Origin of the sequence: Pseudonocardia sp. CA-142604 (genome assembly GCF_050948475.1) — a bacterium.
GTDB classification, from domain to species: domain Bacteria; phylum Actinomycetota; class Actinomycetes; order Mycobacteriales; family Pseudonocardiaceae; genus Pseudonocardia; species Pseudonocardia alaniniphila.
In genome coordinates, this window is record NZ_CP192045.1 from 3,989,265 (window position 1) to 4,004,893 (window position 15,629).

Consider the following 15,629-nt stretch of genomic DNA (forward strand, 5'->3'; position numbering starts at 1 on the left):
TGATTGCGGTTGCGCAACCGTTGTGACCATGGGTGCTGCACACGCGCACGAAGTGCCGAATCGGGACTGGCTGGACGAGCTCGTCGAGCTGCACGTTCTCGCCGCGAGTGGCGACAGTGCTGCGGCCTCGGCGGCGGAACGATGGATGTCCGCCGATCCCGCCGTACGGCAGGCATGGACCGAGGTGGAGAAGACATGCGACCGGATACGCGCTGAGAACCCCCCGCGGTGATGAGCCGCGGGCTGCTCCTCGCCCGGACGAGCCTCATCGCGTGAAGGTTCGAGAGCTGGACGGGATTGCCGCCGATACCTAGATGGTCATTGCCAGGTGTTCGGCGATCATGAGGGTGGCCAGGTTGGTGTTGGCAGTGGGTATCGTCGGCATGATCGACGCGTCGACGATCCACAGGCTGCTGGTGCTGTGGACCCTGCCGGTGGCGTCGACCACGGCCTCGGGGTCGTGAGCTGGTCCCATCCGGCAGGTGCCGACGTAGTGGTGGTACGGCACGAGGTTCGCGCGCACCGCGCCACCGAGGTCGTCGTCGTCGGTGACGCCTGCGCCGGACCAGGCTTCCTCGGCGAGGTGTTCAGCCAGCGGTGCGGACCTCGCGAGCGTCCGCGCCAGCCGCACGCCGGCGACCAGCCGGGGCAGATCGTCGGGGTGGGCGAGGTAGCCGGGCTCGATCCGGAGTGGCATGTCGGGCTCGGGGCCGCTCAGGCGCAGGGTGCCGCGTGAGATGGGCGTCAGTAGCGCTATGAGCAGGGCCAGCGTGGGCGCGCCGTTGCCCGCGACGGGTCCGCTGGGGAATACCTGCAGGTCGGGCGGGGTGAGTCCGGGCTGAGTGTGCGTGGTGAGCAGCGTCTGGCGCGGGGGGAGTTGGGGCTCGGCGCGGGCGACGAACCCTACGCGCAGCAGGGGATGGTCCTGCAGGTTCGCGCCGACGCCGGGCAGGTGCGCTTCGACCGGGATCGACAGGGCGGAGAGGTCGTCGGCGGGTCCGATGCCAGAGCGCAGCAAGATCGCCGGGGTGCCCACGGCTCCTGCGGCCAGAACCACGGTGTCGGCGGTGATCTGTTTGCCGTCGGCGAGGATCACCCCGGTGGCGTCGCCGCCGTGGAGCAGGATTCGGTCGACGGCACTCTCACCGCGGATGGTGAGATTCGGGCGGTCCCGGGCATGGGCGAGATAGGTCAGCGCGGTGGATTCCCGCAGCCCGTCGAGTTCGTTGACCGGCAGCCTGCCCGCGCCGACCGCGCCGGGGGCGTTGTGGTCCGGCACCGGTGTGTGTCCGGCCGCTTTGCACGCTTCGAGGAACGCTTGCTGAGATCGGGACAGCTCGGGATAGCGGCGGATCGGGACCGGCCCGCGGGTGCCGTGCGAGTTGTCGTGGAAGTCCTGGTCGTGCTCGAGGCGGCGGAAGGCCGGGAGCACGTCGTCGAACGACCATCCCGAGCAGCCCGCGGCGGCCCACCCGTCGTAGACGGCGCGGTGACCGCGCAGTGCCATGACGCTGTTGATCGCTGAACTGCCACCGACGATCCGCCCGGCGTGTACCGGCACCGACCGGCCCAGAGCGGTCGCCGTTCCCGCGTACTCCCAGCCATACGTCGCTCTCGCCGAGCTGTCGAATGCGTCGGCCACAGCCGGGGGTTGGCTCTCACCGGCGGGACCGAAATCGACGCCGGCGTCGAGCAGCAGCACCGATCGCGAGGGGTCCTGTGACAACCGCGCGGCGAGCGCCCCGCCGGCTGAACCCGCACCGACAATCACGACATCCGCGCCGGTGGTCTCGGCCCGGTGCGCTGGTTGGCGAGTCCTGATTGTGGTCACGATCCCCCTCCGGTGAATTGCCGAATGCCCTGCCAGCCTTCCACCGCCGGTGCTCAGTAAATCGGTCGGATCGGTGAATTGGCTCACGTTCATCGGTGTCGCAGAGGTGATCAGCAGAAAGCAACGCTGTTGCCATTTTCGAACGCGGCATCTTCTCGGCCCGACGCTTCGACCGGCCGGCCTGCGAGGCGGGTTCTCCCCGAATGATGGATGCGCGAAAGCACTCTCGGTACGGATGTCCACATCGTGGCGAAGAGCCCCGCACGGGCCACTCGGCTCCGCTGCGCCGTGGCCTCTACCGCAACGCACACTCCGGCGACACGCGGCGAGGGACCATAGGGTGTCCGACCCAGGCAACCCCCGTTCCCCACTCGGCAACGGTCGCCGGCTCGACCCGAGAGGACAGGCATGGACAACCGGATGATCCTGGTCACCGGCGTGTACCCCGTGGGAGGGCACCTCGCCGGATGGCGGCACCCGACCGCATACCCCGACATCGTCATGAACCTGGACGCCATGATCGATCTCGCCCGCACCGCGGAGCGCGGCAAGTTCCAGGCGCTGTTCCTCGCCGACGGCAACGCCGTGCGTCAGATGGACAAGACGGCGCTGTTCGAAGCCTCTGCCCCGTCGGATCGTCCGGCGTCGTTCGAGCCGACCACCCTCATGGCCGCGATCTCGCAGCACACCGAGCACGTCGGGCTGTTCGCCACGGCGACGACCACCTACGAGCAGCCCTACCTGCTCGCCCGCAAGTTCTCCTCGCTCGACCACATCAGCGGCGGCCGTGCGATCTGGAACGTCGTGACCACCTCCTACCCGGGCGACGCCGTGAACTTCGGCGGCGCTTTCCCCGAGAAGACCGACCGCTACAAGCGCGCGCGGGAGTTCGTCGAGGTCTGCAAGGGGCTGTGGGACAGCTGGGCTCCCGACGCCTTCCCGCAGGACAAGACGACCGGCCAGTTCCTCGACTCGGGCCGTGTGCACACACTCGACCACCACGGCGAGAACTTCACCGTGCGCGGGCCGTTGAACCTCGCGCGCAGCCCGCAGGGCTACCCGGTGCTGTTCATGGCGGGCCAGTCCGAGTCGGGGCGAGAGCTCGCCGCGCAGCACGCCGACTGCCTGTTCTCCGTGGCACAGACCAAGGAAGAGAGCATCGAGGTCGTCCGCGACATCAAGGGCAGGATGGCCACGTACGGCCGGGAGCCGCATGAGCTGAAGATCATCCCGGGCGTCCGCGTCAACGTCGCAGAGTCCCGCGACGAGGCGCTCGCCCTCTACCGGGAGCTCAACGCTCTCGTGTCGCCCGCGCTCGGTGTCCAGTACCTGTCGAGCATGGTCAAGGAAGACCTGGCCCCGTACCCGCTCGACGGCCCGCTGCCCGACCTGTCCGCCGAGGTCAACGGGATCACGAGCCGTCGGCAGAGCGTGTGGGAGATGGCGTCACGGGAGGGCCTCACGATCCGCCAGACCTACCAGCGCCTGCTCGCCGCCGACGACACCCCGCCGTTCACCGGCACCGCGGCCGAGGTGGCCGACGAGTTGGAGGACTGGTTCCGCTCCGGGGCGTGCGACGGGTTCATGCTGAGCGTCCCGACGCTGCCGCTCGGGCTCGAACGGGTCGTCGACCTGCTCGTGCCCGAGCTGCAGCGACGCGGGATCTTCCACGACGACTACTCGGGGGCGACGCTGCGAGAGGAGCTCGGCCTGCGAGTGCCGAGCAACCCGCACTTCACACCTCAGACGGTGTGAGCGAGCAGGATCGCTCCCGACGCGGTCACATCGGCACGACGTAGGGGAAGTTCTTGTCCCGCAGGTGCTTCGTCGTGGTCGGTTTCAGTCCTGAGGGCACGGCTGTGTTAACCACGAGGGAGAGCATCGCTTCGGGGGCGTTGTCGGCCGGTGTCCGGCCGTTGAAGGTGGCGAAGCTGTAGGTCGCAGGCGTTCCGACGGTGTAGGGCAGGACGTCGGGGAACAGCTTGCGGGCCACCGTCCGGCCGTAGCCCTGGGGGTCGTCGCAGGTGCCCGTGGCCGCCACGGTCTTCGCGATGAGGTCCGCTGTGTAGGCGCCGTCGGCGTCGAAGTCCTCGGAGGGGTGGCGGGTGTTGGAGGGGTGGGTGAACTCCGTGTCGGTCGGCCAGAAGATCGGCCACATCATGGGGTGTCCGGCGCGGTTGATCTGCCGCCAGCCGCCGGCGTCGGTGGCGAGTTTGGTGGCGCACCAGACGCCGATGCGCGTGCCGGGCTTCAGCTGTGGGTGCTGGTGGGCGACTTCCAGCACGATGGATTCGACAGTCGTGTCGGCGAAGCTGTTCTGCGCGTTCTCCGGGCGCCATTCCGACAGGTCCACAGCGGTGCCGTTGTTCACCGCGGAGTTGATGATGCCGAGCAGCGAGAGGTCGATGTAGAAGCAGTCGGCGATGCGCCCGGCCCAGAGCCGGGTGTCGGGTGCGGTCGCGGTCTCGCCGGTCCTGCCTTCGAGCACGAGTTCGCCGGTTGCCGAGTCATCGCGTGCGTCGCGGCCGGTGAGGGTGTGCAGTTGCAGGGCCTGTCGTCCGTCGGAGTCTGCTTCGCCGAAGGACAGCCGGTAGGTCAGGTCTTCGAAATCGGCTCCGTCGGCGTGCACTTTGAACTCGTAGCGCCCTTCCGGGTGGAAGGCCGGTTCGGCATGGGCGCCGGTGATGGTCGAGTTGACGTCCATGACGAAAACGGTGCTGTCGGCGCCGGCAAAGACGTACAGGTCGTCGATGAAGAGCTGGCCCGTCTGGCTCGCCAGAGGTGTGTCAAGGTGATGGGACATCGGGCAATCCGTTCTCTCCATGAAGCGGCAAGGTCGGCGTTCGGTTCGTCGCGAATCGGGCGGTCGGTAGCCGTCGCTGTCGCAGGCGCATCGGTGCCCCAGAGTTGACAGGCCCCCCGGAACCACCGCGCTGTGAAGGTCGTGCCGAGGTCCGGATCTCCTCGCCGGCGGTGATCGAACAGCGAGGAGCGCGATCTGACGGCGCTCGGACCGAACGCCAGCCTTCTCGCGGCGCTGCAGTCCTTCGCCCCTGCTAGCTGGAAATCCGGGATACCGGCTAGCCCGACCCGCGATTCGGCTGACCTGGGGATGCTGCAGAGGGTGCAGAGCGGCCGTCGGTCAGTTGGCCTGCAGCGGAAGTTCGACGACGATCGCCGTCCCTTCCCCTGGGCGGCTGTTGACCTCGATCAACCCTCCGAGGGCCTGCACCCGGTCGCGAAGCCCGATCAGCCCGGAGCCTCCCGCGGGATCGGCGCCGCCGTCTCCGTCGTCGCTGATCGACAAGTGCAGGATCGAGTCACGCCTTTCGACCGTGACCTGCGCGCACGTCGCGCGGGCGTGTTTGGTGGTGTTGGTGAGCGCCTCGGACACGACGTAGTAGGCCGCGACCTCGATCGGGTCCGCCGCTCGGATCGTGGTCCGGATGTCGAGTTCCACCGGGAGCGCCGCGCGGCGGGCGAGACTGCGCAGGGCCGGACCGAGTCCGCCCTCGGACAGGACCGCCGGGTGGATGCCGCGCGCGATCTCGTGCAGCTCGTTCAGCGCTCCGTCGAGCTCGTCGGCGACCCGGCCGATCTCCCTCTGGAGCTCGAGCAGCTCCGGGGGCACGGTGTCCTGGGCCAGGCGCAGCGCGAGGCCGAGCGCGACCAGGCGCTGCTGGGTGCTGTCGTGCAGGTCGCGCTCGATCCGGCGCCGGGCATCGTCGGCCGCGGCGACGATCCGGGCCCGGGAGGCGGTGAGCTGAGCGCGACTGTCGGCGTTGGCGATCGCGGTGCCGACGAGCTCGGTGAACCCGGCCATCCGTTGTTCCGTTTCGGGCGGGAAATACTCGCCCTGTGTTCCGGCGCCGATCGCGCCCCACAGTTTCCCCTCGACGACGATCGGCGCGGCGACCGATGAGCGGAGCCCCAGCCGGCGGACGGCGTCGGCGTACTCGCCGGGAGCGTGGCTGTAGTCGTCGCATCGGGCCGGGCGGCGCGTGTTCATGGCGATCGCCACGGCCACGGGCGGCTCGGGCTTCCAGCGGCTCCCCGCCGGGAGCGCGGTGCGGTGTGCGCCGACGCTGGCGACGAGAGTCGTCGCACCATCGGGATCGAGGCGGACGATGACCGTTCCGTCGGCGCCGAAGACGCTGCCGACCTCGTGCGCGACGGCCGAGAACACCTGGGACGGTGGCATTCCGCGGGCGACCAGGGTGGCGACCCGGCGCAGTGCCGCTTGCTCCTGTGCGAGCCGGCGGAGTTCGTCGCTGCTCTCTTCGAGCTGGGCGCGGCCCTCGGCGTTGGCGATCGCAGTGCCGATGAGCTCGGTGAAGCCGGCCATGCGCTTCTCGGTGTCGGCCGGGAGGGACTCGTGCCGCGTCCCGCAGGCGGTCGCGCCCCAGAGATTCCCCTCGACGACGATCGGGGTCGCGACCGATGAGCGGATGCCCATCCGGCGGACGGTGGCGTCCGCGAACGCTCCGGAGGCTTCGCTGTAGTCGTCGCAGCGGGCCGCGCGGCCGGTGCGCAAGGCGACTGCCAGTGCCAGCGGCGGCTCGGGCTTCCAGCGGCTTCCGACCGCCAGCTCCTCGGAGTGAGCGCCGACGACGGCGAGGATGGTCATCTTGCCGTCGGGATCGAGGCGGGCGATGGTCGTGGCCTCGGCCCCGAGGACGAGGCCGATCTCGTGTGCGACCGCCGCCAGTACCTCGGCCGGTGGCGTCCCGCGGGCGACGAGTGTGGCGACCCGGCGCAGTGCGGCCTGCTCCTTTGCGAGCCGGCGGAGTTCGTCGCTGCTGGCTTCGAGCTGGGCGCGGCCCTCGGCGTTGGCGATCGCGGTGCCGATGAGCTCGGTGAAGCCGGCCATGCGTTCTTCGGTGTCGGCCGGGAAACGTTCGTGCCGCGTCCCGACGGCGATCGCGCCCCAGAGACGCCCCTGGACGATGATCGGCACCGCGATGCCTGACTGGAGTCCCAGCCGGCGGACGGCGTCGCTGTACGGGTCGACGGCGTTCGTGAAGTCGTCGATGCGGGCCGAGCGGCCGGTGCGCAGGGCGGCCGCCAGCGCCAGTGGCGGCTCGGGCCTCCAGCGGCTGCCGATCGGGAACTCGGCGGGGTAGGCGCCGACGCGGGCCACGACGGTCGTCCCGCCGTCGGGATCGAGGTGGAGGATGTTGGTGCCGTCGGCACCGAGGATGTCGCTGACCTCGTGCGCGACGGCCGCGAGTACCTCGGCCGGTGGCGTCCCGCGGGCGACGAGCGTGGCCACGCGGCGCAGTGCGGCCTGCTCCTCGGCGAGCCGGCGTAACTCCTCGCCGCTCTCGGCGTTCGCGGTTGCGAGGATCGTGGCCCCACGGCGGCGTTCGGCCAGGCCGACGATCGAGCTGACCGCGCCCGCGACGAGGTCCACGACGCCGCGGAGCCGGGCCAGAGCCAGTGGGAGCAGTGGAAGAACGGCCAGCCCGGTCAGCGCCCCGACGAGCCGCCGCCGCGGCGAGAGCCCTGCCCACAGCACAGGTCGCCGTCGTCGGGCGGCGGCGGGCTTCGTGGATGACGATTTGCGCACGTCAAGGTCGCCCTTCCCGTCAGGCGGGTGGCGGTGACGCCGGGTGCCCGCCGTCGGCGACGGGGCCAGCGGGCCGCGACGGCCAGCGTCCGGACGAGCCGGGTGCGGTGCTCGGCCGGGGCAAAGCCCTGGCAGCGCCGTGAGAAATGTGTCGCCGACCACAGCATGGTAGGTCCCGTCCGCGTCCGGCGGTTGCGGTTCTCGGTTGTTACCAGTCGTGGATGGTGCCGTCCCGCAGCCGGTTGACCGGCAGATACGCGGGGCGGTACTCGAACCGCGCCGCTGCCGCCCGGTCCAGGGTGACGCCGAGTCCGGGCGTCTCGCCGGGGTGCAGGTAGCCGTCGCTGAACGTGTAGGAGTGCCGGAACACCTCGTAGGTCTCCGCGCTGTGCGGCATGAACTCCTGGATGCCGAAGTTGTGGATCGCCAGGTCGAGGTGCAGCCCGGCGGCCATCCCCACGGGGGAGATGTCGGTGGGGCCGTGGATACCGGACTTGATCTGATACTGCGCGGCGAGGTCGAACAGCTTGCGCATGGCGGTGACGCCACCTGCGTGCGTGACCGCCGAGCGCACGTAGTCGATCAGCTGTTCGCGGATGAGTGTCTGGTAGTCGACCACCGAGTTGAAGACCTCGCCGATCGCCAGCGGGGTGGTGGTGTGCCGGCGGACGAGCCGCAGGCCGTCCTGGTTCTCCGCGGGCGTGCAGTCCTCCAGCCAGAACAGGTCGTAGGGTTCGAGGGCCTTACCCAGCTTCGCCGCCTGGATCGGCGTGAGCCGATGGTGCACGTCGTGCAGCAGCGGCAGTTCCGGGCCGAACTCGTTGCGCACCTCCTCGAACACTGTCGGCAGGTGACGCAGGTAGGCCTGCGTGTCCCAGGTCTCCTCCGACGGCTGCGGGTGACGCCCGTGATCGCCGGCAGGCTCGGTGGCAGCGGAGATGCCATAGATCGTCTCCAGCCCCGGTACGCCGGACTGCACCCGGATGGACCGGAAGCCCTGCTCATGGCGTTCCCTGATCGAGTCGAGCAGTTCGGGCAGGTCGCGCCCGCTCGCGTGCCCGTAGGCGCGAATTCCGTTGCGGCTCGCCCCGCCCAGCAACTGGTACAGCGGAAGTCCCGCCACCTGCGCCTTCAGATCCCACAGCGCCACGTCCACCGCGGCGATCGCCGCCATGGTCACGGGGCCGCGCCGCCAGTAGGCGCCGCGGTACAGGTACTGCCAGGTGTCCTCGATCCGGTGGGCGTCACGTCCGATCAGCAGCGGGCTGACATGGTCGGAGAGGTAGCTCGCCACCGCGAGCTCGCGACCGTTCAGCGTTGCGTCGCCGTAGCCGGTCAGCCCGTCGTCGGTGGTGATCTCGAGGGTGACGAAGTTGCGTCCCGGGCTGGTGACGACGACGTCCGCACCGGTGATCCGCATGGGGTTCCTTCCGTGGAGAGGAGCTGGGACTCATGAGCGTCGCGCGAGGCTCGGGTCCCGAAGCCCAGCCTGCACGCCCATGCTCCTCGATCTTCGCCCGTCCTGACTGGACGACCTGGATCAGCCGAAGACCACGCAGGATGCGGCGGGAGCCGCGAGCGACCCGGCAACGGAGGGGACACCGGTGTCCGGATCGATGTCCAACCAGGTCACGTCGCCCGAGTGCTCATCGGAGACGTAGAGGTGCCGGCCTGTGGGTCCGAGTGTGAGGTGGCGGGGCCAGCGCCCGCCGTACTCCACGGTGGTGATCAACTGCGGATGCTCGTAGGTGGGGTCGAGTGCGAGCACGGAGATGCTGTCGGGCCCGCGGTTGGCGGTCCAGACGAACCTGCCGTCGACCGACGGGACGACCTCGGAGGCATAGCTCTGGACCGAGACGTCGTCGGGCAGGACACGGGTCTCCCGCACCGGGTCGAGGGTGCCGGTCCGGGGATCCCAGCGGCAGACGGTGATGGTGGGGTCGAGTTCGTTCATCACGTACGCGTGATCGCCGGCGGGGTGGAAGGCGAGGTGGCGGGGTCCTGAGCCGGCCCGCAGCGGCGTTTCGCGGTGCGGTGTGAGTGCCCCGGATGTGGCGTCGAGGGTGCTGATCCACACGGAGTCGGTGCCGAGGTCGACGCTGAGAACCCAGCGATCGGTGGGGTCGGTGACCACCTGGTGGGCGTGTGGCCCGCGTTGCCGATCGGCGTTCGGCCCGCTTCCCTCGTGCTGCCGGATGCCGCTTGCGGGTCGCAAGGCGCCGTCGGCTCCCAGGGGCAGCACGGTCACGCTGCCCGAGCGGTAGTTGGCGGTGAGGAGATGTCCGGCGGTAAGTGTCAGATGAGTGGGCACCGCGGCGTCAACCGGAACCTGTTCGCCCAGCAGCCGCAGCGTCCACGACGCCTCGTCGTCAGCGCCGCCCACGCCGCTCGTGCTGAACGCTGCGGCAGCGCCTTCGTCGTCTTCGGAGACCGCGTAGAGCACCGTGCCGTCGGGCGAGAGCGTGAGGAAGGACGGGTTCGCCACGACGTCGGTGACGCTGCGTTCCTGCAAAGCGCCGGTCGCGTCGTCGACCTCGGCGACGATGATGCCGCGACCCCCCGACGAGGTGAACGACCCGATGAACGCCCGCCTGCCATCCCTCACGCTGATTCCTCTCGATGTCGTCCCGGAGCCCGGGCTGTGTTTCAGGACCCCACCGACACGTACGGCCAGGTGCCGGAGGGCTTGGAGGTGACCGACTCCCTCCCGATGCCCATGCTGACTGCCGAGTTGCCGGCGAAGGAGAACATCACGTCCGGCGCGTTGTCGGTCAGCGAGCGGCCGTTCCAGCCGGCGAAGCCGAACGCGGCCGGCGTGCCGATCGTGTACGGCAACAGGTTGGGCAGGATCCTCGACGTGACCATCTCGGCGTAGGCGTGCGGATCTTGTGCAGTGCCGTTCGCGGCCACCACCCCTGCAACCATGTCGATGATCGTCTTGCCGAAGTTCTGCCGGTCCTCGGCGGGCCGCCCGACGTTGAGCCGGTTGCCGAGGTCCTCATTGAGCTGGGCGAACAGTGGGTGGATCATCGGCAGGCCGGCCCTGTTGATCGGCCGCCAGCCGCCGGCGTCGGTGGCCAATGTGGTCAGCCCCCACACCCCGATTCGCTGATCGCGTGCCGCGACCGGCACCAGCACCGCGTCCGGCACCTCCAGCACCAGCGAGTACACGGTTTGTCCGGCGAACAGGTTCCTCGCCTGCTTCGGGTCCCAGCCGTACAGATTGATCCTCCTGCCGCGCTGGAACGCCTCACCGACCGCCTGCAGCACGTCCGGCTCGACCCAGAACGGGTCGCCCGCCCTACCCGCCCACATCCGCGAACCGTCCACGCCATCCACAGTGGATTCCGTGGTGCCCTCGGCGAGTACGACGCCGGGTGCGAGCGGGTCGACGGCCTCCACGCCGGAGATGCGCCGCAACTGCATGCGCTGGTGCCCCACCGCGTCGCCGTCGACGAACGTGACGCGATAGGTCAGGTCCTCGACGGCGTCGCCGTCGCCGTCGATCTTGAACTCGTACATGGCCTCCGTGTGGAACCCCCGTACGTCCTGTCCGGCCAGGGAGTGGCCGACATTCATGACGAACACCGTGCCCCGCTCGCCTCGGAACAGATAGACGTCCGTGATGTCCAGTCGGACGTCGGTGCGGGCGATCGGAGAATCCAAATGATGAGACATCTTCTCACATTTCTTCGAAACGGAAAGCTGCCGCGTGTCGCGTGATCATGATCGACTGAATTGCGACCAGTGGGACCCCCAGGACCCCCCGGACACCCCCCGGACCGACGTGGCCCGATATCCCGGGATACCGTTTCAATCAGCCGAAACCGAAGATCTTTCCGGTGAATGCGCCCGGATTGTGCGAGTTGTCCGCCAGGAGAATCCTCGGACCCCCCGGACCGGTCGTGAGGGCCACCACAAGGCCCGGTTTCGGCCTGGTGGCGTACGGATACTTTCTGAGTGACTTCACAGGGATTTGTGCTGGTGGCGGTGTAACCGGGTGTTACGCGGTCGGCGCAGTGAGTGCGAAGTTCTTGACCGGCTGCTCGAAGCCGTCGGAGCAGGTGAGAGCCGGGCTCTGGTGATTCGGGGCGAGTCGGGCGTGGGAAAGACGGCTCTGCTGGAGTACCTGGTCGGACGAGCATCGGGGCGGGTCGTGCGGGCCGCGGGTGTCCAATCGGAAATGGAACTGGCTTTCGCGGGGCTGCACCAGTTGTGCGCGCCGATGCTGGGCCGGGCCGAATCTCTCCCCGGCCATCAGCGCGATGCACTGCGCACGGCGCTCGGTCTCCGTGCCGGGCCTGCACCGGATCGTCTCCTGGTCGGACTGGCGGTACTGGGCCTGTTCGCCGAGGTCGCCCGGAAACAGCCGTTGGTGTGCGTGGTCGATGATGCTCAATGGCTCGATCGCGCATCCGCTCAGGCATTGGCCTTCGTCGCGCGCCGGCTGGGGGCCGAGTCGGTGGCGATGGTCTTCGCAGCGAGGACGCCAGGCGAGATCCCGAATCTGACAGGCCTGACGGATCTGCCGGGTCTGGACCTGGCCGGGTTGCCGGACGATGACGCGCGGGCACTGCTGCGCTCCGCGCTGCGTGGGCCGATGGACGAGCAGGTCGTCGCCCGGATCGTCGCCGAGACCAGGGGAAACCCGCTGGCGCTGCTGGAACTGCCCCATGGGTCGACGCCGACCGAGTTGGTGGGCGGGTCCGGGATGAAGGCGGCGCGGGCTCTTCCCGGACGTATCGAGGAGAGCTACCTACAGCGAGTCGCGCAGCTCCCGTCAGGGACACGGCAGCTGTTGCTGGTGGCCGCTGCGGAACCGATCGGCGATCCGGTACTCGTGTGGCGCGCAGCCGCGCGTCTCGGAATCGGTGCCGAGGCGGCGAGCCCGGCGGCTGCCGTCGGGTTGCTCGAGATCGGTGCCCAGGTGCGGTTCCGCCATCCGCTCGTGCGCTCGGCCGTGTACCGGGCTGCCTCGCCGGAGGAGCGCCGCATCGCGCACCGGGTGCTGGCGGACGTCACCGATGCCGAGGCTGATCCCGACCGCCGCGCCTGGAACCGTGCCCAGGCGGCGCCGCGGCCGGACGAGGACGTCGCGGCCGAGCTCGAGTGCTCGGCCGGCCGCGCACGAGCGCGCGGCGGCCCGGCCGCGGCCGCAGCGTTCCTGGAACGAGCGGTCGAGCTGACCCTCGAGCCGGCACGCCGGGCGGAACGCGCGCTGGCCGCGGCCCGCGACAAGCACCATGCTGCGCTGCCGGACGCAGCTCTGGGTCTGATCTCACTGGCCGAGGCGGGCCCGCTGGACGAGCTTCAGCGCGCCCGCGCGAGCCTGCTGCGCGCCCAGATCGCCTTCGCCGTGAACCGTCGGGGATGTGGTGCGCCCGCGCTGCTGCTCACGGCCGCCGAGCAGCTCGAGGCGCTCGATCTGCGGTTGGCCCGCGCAACCTGCCTGGAGGCGCTGTCTGCAGCGATGTTCGCCGGGGGCGGAGGGGTTCGAGAGGTGGCCGAGTTCGCCCGCTCGATGCCCCGGCCTTCTCCGGCGGAGGACGCCGCTGATCTTCTCCTCGAAGGCCTGGCGGTGCGATCCACCGACGGGCCCGGCTCGGCGATGCCGATCGTCGAACGCGCGTTGGCCGCCTTCCGAAGCCCCGATCTACCTGACGAGGTGGGGCTGCGATGGTTCTGGTTGGCTTGCCGCACTGCGCGGGACCTGTGGGATCACGAAACCTGGGATGTGCTCGCCACCCGCCACGTTCGGCTCGCCCGGGACGCCGGTGCACTCACTGCGCTCCCGCTGGCCTTGTCCATGCGCATCTCCGTGCACACGTTCGCGGGCGAGCTCGCTGCGGCCTCATCGCTGCTCGACGAGGCGGAGGCGGTCACAGCGGTGACCGGGTGCCATCTCGACGGTGCCCTGTTGCTCACCGCCTGGCAGGGTCGCGAGGCCGCCGTTCATCAGCGCATCGAGGCCATGGGCGACGCGCACCCGGGCGAGGAAACTGCGGGCCTGACCGTCGGCGTGTGGGCGAGGATGGTGATCCACAACGGTCGCGGCCGCCATCAGGACGCCATGGCTGCGGCCTCGCACGCGGAAGTGCATCTCTCGGAGGAGGGCATGTCGGCGTGCGGCGTGTTGATCGAGCTCGTCGAGGCAGCCGCCCGCACAGGGGCCCCTGAGCGTGCCTCCGATGCTCTCCGACGGCTCACGGAGACCACCCGTTCCTGCGGCACCGACTGGGCTCTCGGGATCGAGGCTCGCTCGCGAGCGTTGGTGACCGAGCATGACTCCGCCGAGCGCCACTACCGCGAGGCGATCGAGCGGCTCGGCCGCACCCGCGTCCGCGGAGAGCTCGCGCGCGCCCACCTGCTCTACGGCGAATGGCTGCGTCGTGACCACCGCCGTGTGGATGCGCGCGAGCAGTTGGGCACTGCCTACGAGATGTTCACGACGATGGGTGCCGAGGCGTTCGCCGAACGCGCCGCGCGTGAGTTGCGGGCCATCGGCGAGCCCGTCCCGGGACTCGCGTTCGACACGACCGCTCAACTCACCACCCAGGAAACCCAGATCGTCCGTCTCGTCTGCGAGGACCTCACGAACTCCCAGATCGCCGCCCGGCTCTTCCTCAGCCCGCGCACCGTCGAGTGGCATCTGACGAAGATCTTCGGGAAGCTCAACATCACCTCACGCAAGCACTTGCGCGGCTGAGCAGAGGCGCCGACCGCCGCCGCGTGACCTGCGATGATGCCGTCCTGCCCGCCCCGACGCCGACCGCGAGCCGCCCGTCGCACGGGTGGTCCACCGTCGCGATCTGCTCGGCGAACGCGTCGAACTCCCGGTGGAGCTCCGGGGCAGGTCGCCGCCGAACGGGAACGGTGACTCGCGGCTGGTCGGGATGTGGAAGTGCCCGCTGACGGATCTCATCGGCTACGTCGGACCCGCAGGACGATGTCGTGGGTGTGCTTCGTGCCGGCGGGAGCGGGGCTTGTCCGTGGTCGCCGCTCATGCACCTCGACGGTCCACTCGGGACGGAGGAAGGCGATGATGTCGAGAGCGAGGTAGTGGTCCTCGGCTGCTCGGCGGGTCTCTGGAGACAGGTCAGCGAGGTCGTGGTTGACCACGAGCAGGGTTCCGCCGATCGCCACAGCGTCGAGTAGGCGTCGCAGCGAAGCGTGGTCCTCTCGTCGGGGCAGGGGCAGGTAGTGGGCTGATACCAAGTCGAACGCCTGGTGCGGGAGGTCGATGCTGAGGAGATCCCCTTGCCGCCAGGTCACGCGTGCACCGGACTCGGTTCGCGCGGCGGCTCGGCCGAGTGCGACGCCGGAGAGGTCGATCGCGGTCACGTCCCAGCCGTGCTGGGCCATCCAGCGGGCGTCAGCGCCATGTCCGCATCCCACGTCGAGAGCGTGTCCGGGGCGCAGATCGCGGGCCTCGGTGATCAAGGTCGCGTTGGGGTGCTCACTGATGAGGTCACCGTGGGTGCGGTACATCTGATCCCACCTGGATGCGTCCATGGGCGTGTCTCCTCCTCGATGTCGACGCCGGCGCATCGACCCAGGACGCGGACTACACCCGGCGTTGTCGCCGCGGCAACAAAAGTTGAGCGACGTGCAAACGGCGGACACCGTGGCCGTATGAATGAACTGATCGGCTCGGTGCTGGACGCGGTGGGGCCTCGATTGCGGGAGTTGCGTCGCCGTCGCGGGATCACCCTTGCCGCCTTGTCGGCGCGAACGGGGATCGCGGTGAGCACGCTGTCGCGGTTGGAGTCGGGCCATCGCAAGCCGGGTCTGGAAGTCTTGTTGCCGCTGGCAGAGGTGTTCCGGGTACCGCTCGACGAGTTGGTACGAGCCCCTGATGCCAGTGACCCCCGTGTGTACCTGCGTCCGGTCACCCGCAACGGGATGATCGTGATCCCTTTGTCGCGGCGGCCCGGTGGGCTTCAGGCGTTCAAACACATCCTGACACCGGAATCCGACGAGCCCGAGCCGCGGCCGCGGTCGCACACCGGGTATCACTGGCTCTACGTCCTGGACGGGCGGATGCGCCTCGTGCTCGGAACAGACGATCTCGTGCTGGGGCCGGGTGAGGTTGCTGAGTTCGACACCCACCTGCCGCACTGGTTCGGCCGAGCCGACGACCGGCCGGTGGAGTTCTTGAGCATCCTGGGACCCCAGGGGGAGCGCTTCCACGTCACTGCCAGCTTTCCTGGTCGGTGAACCTTCGCCGGT

At 69.5% G+C, this 15,629-nt stretch carries 11 protein-coding genes; 4 read left to right on the forward strand and 7 right to left on the reverse strand.

The genetic code is table 11. The features are described 5' to 3' along the window. Positions 1–28: 28 nt before the first annotated feature. Positions 29–232 (forward strand): hypothetical protein, encoded by a 204-nt coding sequence (locus ACQPZQ_RS18205; protein ID WP_241036308.1) that lies wholly within the window; start codon positions 29–31, stop codon positions 230–232. Positions 233–310: 78 nt separating this feature from the next. On the opposite strand, the gene ACQPZQ_RS18210 is transcribed toward ACQPZQ_RS18205, so the two are convergent. Beyond that, positions 311–1,831 (reverse strand): GMC family oxidoreductase, encoded by a 1,521-nt coding sequence (locus ACQPZQ_RS18210; RefSeq protein WP_433297274.1) that lies wholly within the window; start codon positions 1,829–1,831, stop codon positions 311–313. Between the two features lie 408 nt (positions 1,832–2,239). On the opposite strand from ACQPZQ_RS18210, the gene ACQPZQ_RS18215 reads away from it, so the two are divergent. Next, positions 2,240–3,586: an LLM class flavin-dependent oxidoreductase gene (locus ACQPZQ_RS18215; RefSeq protein WP_433297276.1), complete on the forward strand. Its 1,347-nt coding sequence runs from the start codon at positions 2,240–2,242 to the stop codon at positions 3,584–3,586. 25 nt (positions 3,587–3,611) lie between these two features. On the opposite strand, the gene ACQPZQ_RS18220 is transcribed toward ACQPZQ_RS18215, so the two are convergent. The 5 genes from ACQPZQ_RS18220 to ACQPZQ_RS18240 all read right to left on the reverse strand — a co-directional run bounded on the left by ACQPZQ_RS18220 (position 3,612) and on the right by ACQPZQ_RS18240 (position 11,078). Beyond that, positions 3,612–4,634: a DUF4331 family protein gene (locus ACQPZQ_RS18220; protein WP_433297278.1), complete on the reverse strand. Its 1,023-nt coding sequence runs from the start codon at positions 4,632–4,634 to the stop codon at positions 3,612–3,614. Between the two features lie 339 nt (positions 4,635–4,973). Then, the gene (locus tag ACQPZQ_RS18225) at positions 4,974–7,400 is read right to left on the reverse strand and encodes a GAF domain-containing sensor histidine kinase (RefSeq protein ID WP_433297280.1); all 2,427 of its coding nucleotides are present in this window, start codon (positions 7,398–7,400) and stop codon (positions 4,974–4,976) included. A 208-nt stretch (positions 7,401–7,608) separates the two neighbouring features. Further along, a complete protein-coding gene (gene manD, locus ACQPZQ_RS18230; RefSeq protein ID WP_433297282.1) occupies positions 7,609–8,820 on the reverse strand; it encodes a D-mannonate dehydratase ManD in 1,212 nt (403 codons plus the stop codon). 120 nt (positions 8,821–8,940) lie between these two features. Further along, positions 8,941–10,005 carry a lactonase family protein gene (locus ACQPZQ_RS18235; protein WP_433297284.1) on the reverse strand — a complete coding sequence of 355 codons (1,065 nt, stop codon included), beginning with the start codon at positions 10,003–10,005 and terminating at the stop codon, positions 8,941–8,943. A 41-nt stretch (positions 10,006–10,046) separates the two neighbouring features. Beyond that, a complete protein-coding gene (locus ACQPZQ_RS18240; protein WP_433297286.1) occupies positions 10,047–11,078 on the reverse strand; it encodes a DUF4331 family protein in 1,032 nt (343 codons plus the stop codon). A 322-nt stretch (positions 11,079–11,400) separates the two neighbouring features. On the opposite strand from ACQPZQ_RS18240, the gene ACQPZQ_RS18245 reads away from it, so the two are divergent. Continuing rightward, positions 11,401–14,106, forward strand: coding sequence for a helix-turn-helix transcriptional regulator (locus ACQPZQ_RS18245; protein ID WP_433297288.1), 2,706 nt, complete (start codon positions 11,401–11,403; stop codon positions 14,104–14,106). A 212-nt stretch (positions 14,107–14,318) separates the two neighbouring features. Here the strand turns inward: ACQPZQ_RS18245 and ACQPZQ_RS18250 are convergent, their stop codons facing one another. Next, on the reverse strand, positions 14,319–14,912 hold the full coding sequence (locus tag ACQPZQ_RS18250; RefSeq protein WP_433297290.1) for a class I SAM-dependent methyltransferase: 594 nt from the start codon (positions 14,910–14,912) through the stop codon (positions 14,319–14,321). 120 nt (positions 14,913–15,032) lie between these two features. Here ACQPZQ_RS18250 and ACQPZQ_RS18255 point away from each other — a divergent pair, with 120 nt between their 5' ends. After that, the gene (locus ACQPZQ_RS18255) at positions 15,033–15,617 is read left to right on the forward strand and encodes a helix-turn-helix domain-containing protein (RefSeq protein ID WP_433297292.1); all 585 of its coding nucleotides are present in this window, start codon (positions 15,033–15,035) and stop codon (positions 15,615–15,617) included. Positions 15,618–15,629 lie beyond the last annotated feature (12 nt).